A 6,856-nucleotide genomic window follows, 5' to 3' on the forward strand; every position below is an offset into this window, starting at 1 on the left:
ATTAGTCATATAGCAGAAGATTTATTCTCTTCTACCTGAATAAATGACTCAAATTCCCCCTGGGGTGTCCATTGAATAGCACCATCTTGTGCTGTCAAAAAGATTTTAGTTGAAGTTTTATTAAGTTCGGCTAAGGTTTTAGAGTCAACATCGCCAGCAGATGCGATCGCTACTTGTGGCTTTAATGCTGTAACTAAATCTTGTAAAGACTCAGACCTACACCACAATACTTGAGGATTAGGCCAACCGCCAGCTTTCATTATTCTTTGCACTTCTTGAGATTTAACATCCCCTACTAATAACCAACTTTGCCCTAGAATTTGCAATTGTAAAATAGGTTGTTCGTTGATTAATTGTGCAATTATCGAACCAGTATTGATAGTTTGACCAATAGGTAAAATTTGATGAATTCCCTTTTGCTTTTGTAATTCTTGTTGAATTACTTGATTAGTAATGGTTTTTTCTTTGTTGATGGCATAGGCATAGAAATTTTTAATTGGCAATTGTTGTAAGACTTCTAACCAAGCATCATTATCATTACCTTGGAAATCCGTTGCGATCGCCCAATCTATCCGATTCACGCCTTGTTGTTTTAAAAATGGTATAATGGTGAATCTTCCTGTACCCTCATCACCACTATTAATTACGGTAACTTTACCTTTATCTTGAATTACTAAAACTGGTTCTGCCTTAGCTTCTAGCAAAGTGATTCTCATTAACGTACTGGTTGAATGCCACGCCGGAACAATGACTAAACCAAAAGCGATTAAGCTGGCAAACCACCACCGTTGCTGCCACCAACGCACCAACCACACCAACAATATCACTATATATATAATCAATAACTGCCAAATCGATATACTACCCACAGCCAAGGAATTTCCTGGTAATTGGCTGAATACTTTCACTAATTCAATCAGCCACAGAGTAGGGTAATGCAATAAGCTAGCCAAAACACTACCAGCTTCTGGAAACATTAAACCTGCGATCGCGCTAATAATCCCACCAATACTAAGAATCGAAATTAACGGTGTTGTAATAATATTGAGCAGCAAACTGTAAGCAGGGACAACTCCAAACACAAACAGTTGCACAGGTAAAGTCCAAATAGTAGCAGCCAGAGGTACAGCAATTAAAGCAGCGATCGCCGATGGTAGCCAATCTAGACGACTAATAATAGCAGGTACTGTGACAACCAATCCCAAGGTTGCCAAAAAACTCAACTGAAAACCTAAATCCCAAATCCATAGGGGATTAAATATCAATAAAAGAGTTGCTGCTAATAACAGTGAACCTAACTGCTTTACCTTCCTATTTAATGCCAAACCCACCAACGCCGCAAAACCCATAATCACGGCTCGTAGTACCGACGGTTGCACACCTGTTAAACACAGGAAAGTGATTAACGCCAGTGAACTCAGGGTGACTTGGGTGGCTTTTTTTGCCCGCTTTGTTAACTGTAATATGACACTCAAAATTAAAGAAGTTTGAAACCCTGAAGCCGCCAAAGCATGAGCTAGTCCAGCTTGGACAAATAAATCGCGGATATCATAAGGCAAATCAACGGCTTTACTACCTAAAACCATTGCACTTACAAGTGGCCCTTCTGGAACATCTAACCACCGAACTTGCGATCGCACAATCCTATCTCGAATTTGCCACCATCCCCATTGCCGATCTTCATCTAGAATATTAATCTGTCGCCCCATTAAACCCGCAAATGTTCCTTCCTGCTTCAGAAACTTCTGAAAATCAAAAGCACCTGGATTAGATGCAGCTTTAGGCTTGTACAAAACCCCAGTCACTTCAATTTGTTGCCCAGAATGTAACCCTGTCACCTGAAGTAAAGGTACTGTGACATACAACTTACCTGTTGCCCCTTTTTGAGTATTTTCCTCGCCTTTTTCCTTTTTAACGGGATTTTTGACTTGATCTACTTGAGAAACATCTAGCGAAAATTGCCCCCGTTGACTCCGGGTAACACGAGGACTACTACTGATTTCACCACGAACAATTACCAGTTGTTCTTGATTATTGCTATTCATTGGTGGGACGAATTGACTAATGTCATTTGCATCTGGTGCTGGCACTCGCCATTGCAGATAAAAACTTGCCAATAATCCCACCAAACCAGCTATTAACCATACTCGCGGTTGAATATTACTTTTCCATATATTAGGTGTTACTTTGACTCTACTTTGAGAAATTTCTGATGTCTGCGAAACTATTGGTGGTTTGGTGTAACCCTTTCTAGACAAAACTGCACTTAATATCCCTAAAGGCAAAATCCATACTCCACCCCCAGGAACTACTGTGAATAATAATCCCAGAATATAGGCAAGACAAATAATTACACCACTAGTCTGAATCATAAAACTTCTTGTCCCAGCACCCGATAAACAGAATTTACAGCCAACTTAAAAATAGCTAGTTTGATTTGTCTGGAAGACCTTTCATACTTTTGGTGAAGTATAGTTCATTCCGTTTCTACAAACAAAGCCCGCTTGTGCGGGCTTGATCAAAATACTTAAAAATATGACTGCATTTTATTTTACAGTCGCACTCATAAAATCAAAGAGAGATACCTAAGTTAAACCCTAGAACAGCATGGAGCAGTAAAACACCGAGTGCCACACTACCCAAATAGGCATGAACAGCGCGCAAAACCTTTTTATTGCCTAAAAATCCACTTAAAGAAATTACACCGTTAATTAGTAAAAGTAATAGTATCAGCGAACCAGTCCAAAAGTGAGAACTTTCAAACAGTGGTTTATGCTGCATAACTAAAGACAAAACCCCGCCAATATAACCACCTGCCAGGAATAAAAACAACCACGGTGCTAATTGACGGTGGGAAATCCGACTTTTCAGCGCAGCATCTTTATCCTTATCCTCCAGCACCTTACCTCTCCAACCCGCCACTCCCACAAAACTACCTACAACAAAAATCACGATCGCCATCATCAACGGATGTCCCCAATGTACAATCGGTTCGGGTACTCCTAGAGAACGAAACCCAGCTGCGATCGGTTCTAGAACTTCACTCCAATTCACCATCTGTCACGCACCATTTTTGTAGATAAATTTCTTAACCCTCTTTGTTTTAAAGAGGGTTAAGAAATTTTACCAAGTTTTAAGAAATATTAAGCAGGAGTATATCAAGGATTAACTGAGGATTTTTAGAGATGACGATTTATCGCCATCTCTAACCGTCAAAATGGGTTGGATTTGACAGACTACTAGTTCTGAGCAACAAGGGCATTTTTTAGCAAAGGGAAGCCCAACTTTTCCCTTTGCTCGACATATAAATGAGCTACCTTCCGTGCCAAGTGGCGAATTCTAGCAATATACCGTGTTCTCTCCGTTACCGATATCACTCCTCTAGCATCCAGCAAGTTGAAAGTGTGCGAACACTTCATCACGTAATCCAAACTAGGTAACACCAATCCTTTTTCCGTTAACTGGGTAGCTTCCTGCTCATACAAATTAAACAAAGTCAGCAGCAACTCAGGATTAGACGCTTCAAAGTTATAGGTACACTGCTCAATTTCTCCTTGAAGGTGAACATCACCATAACTAATGTTGTCAGTCCAATGAATTTTAGTAATCGCCTCCACTTCCTGGAGATACATAGCCAATCGCTCTAAACCATATGTAATCTCAATTGACACGGGACGGCAATCAATACCCCCACACTGCTGGAAGTAGGTAAATTGAGTAATTTCCATTCCATCTAGCCAGACTTCCCAACCAGTACCCCAAGCACCCACCGTTGCATCTTCCCAGTTATCTTCCACAAACCGAATATCGTGGTCTTCTGGTCGAATTCCTAACGCCCGCAAAGAATCAAGATAAATCTCCTGAATATTATCTGGTGAGGGTTTAATCAAAACTTGGTACTGATAATAATGCTGGAAACGATTCGGGTTCTCTCCATAGCGTCCATCTGTAGGACGGCGACAAGGTTCAACATAAGCAACAGACCAAGGCTCTGGCCCTAAAGCCCGTAAGAAGGTATGAGGATTTTTAGTACCTGCGCCCTTCTCCATATCGTAAGGCTGGGCAATCAAACAACCATGGGCAGCCCAAAACTGATGCAAAGTAGCTATTACCGACTGAAAATTCACACTCTTTTCTCCTTGAGTCAGGACAGTGGATACAAAATTGTTGCCTAGAAAGCCCTACTGTAGCGAGTTTAGAGGAGACAGAAAAGAGTGAGCAAACTTTTTTTCAAAAAAGAGTTGACACTGAAAGAGAAGTTAGATATATTGGATAAGTGCCTGAAGGGAAGAGCGCGACGAAGCGCAGTCCGGGGGGCAACCGAACCTTGAAAAAATTATAGTTTGAAAGCCTAAAAAAAGCAACTACCCTGCGTCAAGAAAATAAAGACACCAGGCTGAGGTGGTAAAAGAGCAGCCAAAAGAGCTAAAAGAAAGACTCAACAAAATGGAGAGTTTGATCCTGGCTCAGGATGAACGCTGGCGGTATGCTTAACACATGCAAGTCGAACGGGAATCTTAGGATTCTAGTGGCGGACGGGTGAGTAACGCGTGAGAATCTGCATTCAGGTCGGGGACAACCACTGGAAACGGTGGCTAATACCGGATGTGCCGGAAGGTGAAAGGCTTGCCGCCTGAGAAAGAGCTCGCGTCTGATTAGCTAGTTGGGGGTGTAAGAGACCACCAAGGCGACGATCAGTAGCTGGTCTGAGAGGATGATCAGCCACACTGGGACTGAGACACGGCCCAGACTCCTACGGGAGGCAGCAGTGGGGAATTTTCCGCAATGGGCGAAAGCCTGACGGAGCAATACCGCGTGAGGGAGGAAGGCTCTTGGGTTGTAAACCTCTTTTCTCAGGGAAGAAAAAAATGACGGTACCTGAGGAATAAGCATCGGCTAACTCCGTGCCAGCAGCCGCGGTAATACGGAGGATGCAAGCGTTATCCGGAATGATTGGGCGTAAAGGGTCCGCAGGTGGCACTGTAAGTCTGCTGTCAAAGAGCAAGGCTCAACCTTGTAAAGGCAGTGGAAACTACAGAGCTAGAGTACGTTCGGGGCAGAAGGAATTCCTGGTGTAGCGGTGAAATGCGTAGAGATCAGGAAGAACACCGGTGGCGAAAGCGTTCTGCTAGGCCTGTACTGACACTGAGGGACGAAAGCTAGGGGAGCGAATGGGATTAGATACCCCAGTAGTCCTAGCCGTAAACGATGGATACTAGGCGTGGCTTGTATCGACCCGAGCCGTGCCGGAGCTAACGCGTTAAGTATCCCGCCTGGGGAGTACGCACGCAAGTGTGAAACTCAAAGGAATTGACGGGGGCCCGCACAAGCGGTGGAGTATGTGGTTTAATTCGATGCAACGCGAAGAACCTTACCAAGACTTGACATGTCGCGAATTTCCTTGAAAGGGGAGAGTGCCTTAGGGAGCGCGAACACAGGTGGTGCATGGCTGTCGTCAGCTCGTGTCGTGAGATGTTGGGTTAAGTCCCGCAACGAGCGCAACCCTCGTTTTTAGTTGCCAGCATTAAGTTGGGCACTCTAGAGAGACTGCCGGTGACAAACCGGAGGAAGGTGGGGATGACGTCAAGTCAGCATGCCCCTTACGTCTTGGGCTACACACGTACTACAATGCTACGAACAAAGGGCAGCTACACAGCGATGTGATGCAAATCTCAGAAATCGTAGCTCAGTTCAGATCGAAGGCTGCAACTCGCCTTCGTGAAGGAGGAATCGCTAGTAATTGCAGGTCAGCATACTGCAGTGAATTCGTTCCCGGGCCTTGTACACACCGCCCGTCACACCATGGAAGCTGGTCACGCCCGAAGTCATTACCTCAACTTTTAGGAGAGGGGGATGCCTAAGGTAGGACTGGTGACTGGGGTGAAGTCGTAACAAGGTAGCCGTACCGGAAGGTGTGGCTGGATCACCTCCTTTATAGGGAGACCTAAACCACTCAAGTAACGAAAACAGCGAAAGTTGTGAATAGAGACTGAGAAGGTCTAACCTAGGTCGGTCGCAGAAGTTGAAAAGGCTTTCAAACTAATAATTAGGTTCTTTTGGGCTATTAGCTCAGGTGGTTAGAGCGCACCCCTGATAAGGGTGAGGTCCCTGGTTCGAGTCCAGGATGGCCCACCTGAAAGTAATTAGTAATTGCTAATTCGTAATTCGTAATTAAATACGAATAAAGAATTGCGAATTACGAATTATGATTTGGGGGTTTAGCTCAGTTGGTAGAGCGCCTGCTTTGCAAGCAGGATGTCAGCGGTTCGAGTCCGCTAACCTCCACCTGAAAAAAAAGAAACCGGAAAATTCAGCAACTAACAGTAAAGATATATAAAAGTATGTATCGATAAAGAGTTAGACTGCTGGGTGAAAACCAGCCAGAACCTTGAAAACTGCATAGATAAAGCGAGAAATTAGCAAACACCGAAGAGAGAAAGTGATGAGTGCTGAGAGATGAGTGCTGAGTAAAATCAGTGTGAAGAAATCAGAAATCAGAGCCGGAAGCAAAGTGTTTGCCGGATGAAAACCAATTGTTTGTGGTCAAGCTAATAAGGGCTCATGGTGGATACCTAGGCACACAGAGGCGAAGAAGGACGTGGTTACCGACGAAATACTCCGGGGAGTTGGAAGCAAACGAAGAGCCGGAGATGTCCGAATGGGGCAACCCTAAATACTACCTGTTGAATATATAGACAGGAAAGAGCCAACCCAGCGAACTGAAACATCTTAGTAGCTGGAGGAAGAGAAATCAAAAGAGATTCCCTAAGTAGTGGTGAGCGAAAGGGGAAGAGCCTAAACCAATTGGTTTACCGATTGGGGTAGTGGGACAGCGATAACGAATCTTGGAGACTAG

Annotated in this window: 3 protein-coding genes, 2 tRNA genes and 2 rRNA genes (1 of these 7 only partly in view); 4 read left to right on the forward strand and 3 right to left on the reverse strand. The window is 44.1% G+C overall.

The window, feature by feature from the left end; genetic code table 11:
- Window positions 1–5: 5 nt before the first annotated feature.
- From L6494_RS00845 to glyQ, 3 genes are all read right to left on the reverse strand, one after another.
- On the reverse strand, window positions 6–2,372 hold the full coding sequence (locus tag L6494_RS00845) for a ComEC/Rec2 family competence protein (RefSeq protein WP_237991006.1): 2,367 nt from the start codon (window positions 2,370–2,372) through the stop codon (window positions 6–8).
- Window positions 2,373–2,571: 199 nt separating this feature from the next.
- Window positions 2,572–3,057 (reverse strand): DUF4079 domain-containing protein, encoded by a 486-nt coding sequence (locus tag L6494_RS00850; protein WP_237991007.1) that lies wholly within the window; start codon window positions 3,055–3,057, stop codon window positions 2,572–2,574.
- A gap of 182 nt (window positions 3,058–3,239) precedes the next feature.
- Entirely contained in the window at window positions 3,240–4,127 is an 888-nt protein-coding gene (gene glyQ / locus L6494_RS00855) for a glycine--tRNA ligase subunit alpha (protein ID WP_237991008.1), read from the reverse strand.
- A gap of 316 nt (window positions 4,128–4,443) precedes the next feature.
- On the opposite strand from glyQ, the gene L6494_RS00860 reads away from it, so the two are divergent.
- From L6494_RS00860 to L6494_RS00875, 4 genes are all read left to right on the forward strand, one after another.
- Window positions 4,444–5,934 (forward strand): 16S ribosomal RNA (locus L6494_RS00860).
- Window positions 5,935–6,058: 124 nt separating this feature from the next.
- A tRNA-Ile gene (locus L6494_RS00865) sits at window positions 6,059–6,132 on the forward strand.
- An 80-nt stretch (window positions 6,133–6,212) separates the two neighbouring features.
- A tRNA-Ala gene (locus tag L6494_RS00870) sits at window positions 6,213–6,285 on the forward strand.
- Between the two features lie 256 nt (window positions 6,286–6,541).
- Window positions 6,542–6,856 (forward strand): 23S ribosomal RNA (locus tag L6494_RS00875) (it continues 2,517 nt past the right edge of the window).
- Together the 16S and 23S rRNA genes with 2 tRNA genes alongside form the textbook arrangement of a ribosomal RNA operon.

Origin of the sequence: Nostoc sp. UHCC 0870 (assembly GCF_022063185.1) — a bacterium.
Taxonomy (GTDB): Bacteria; Cyanobacteriota; Cyanobacteriia; order Cyanobacteriales; family Nostocaceae; genus Trichormus.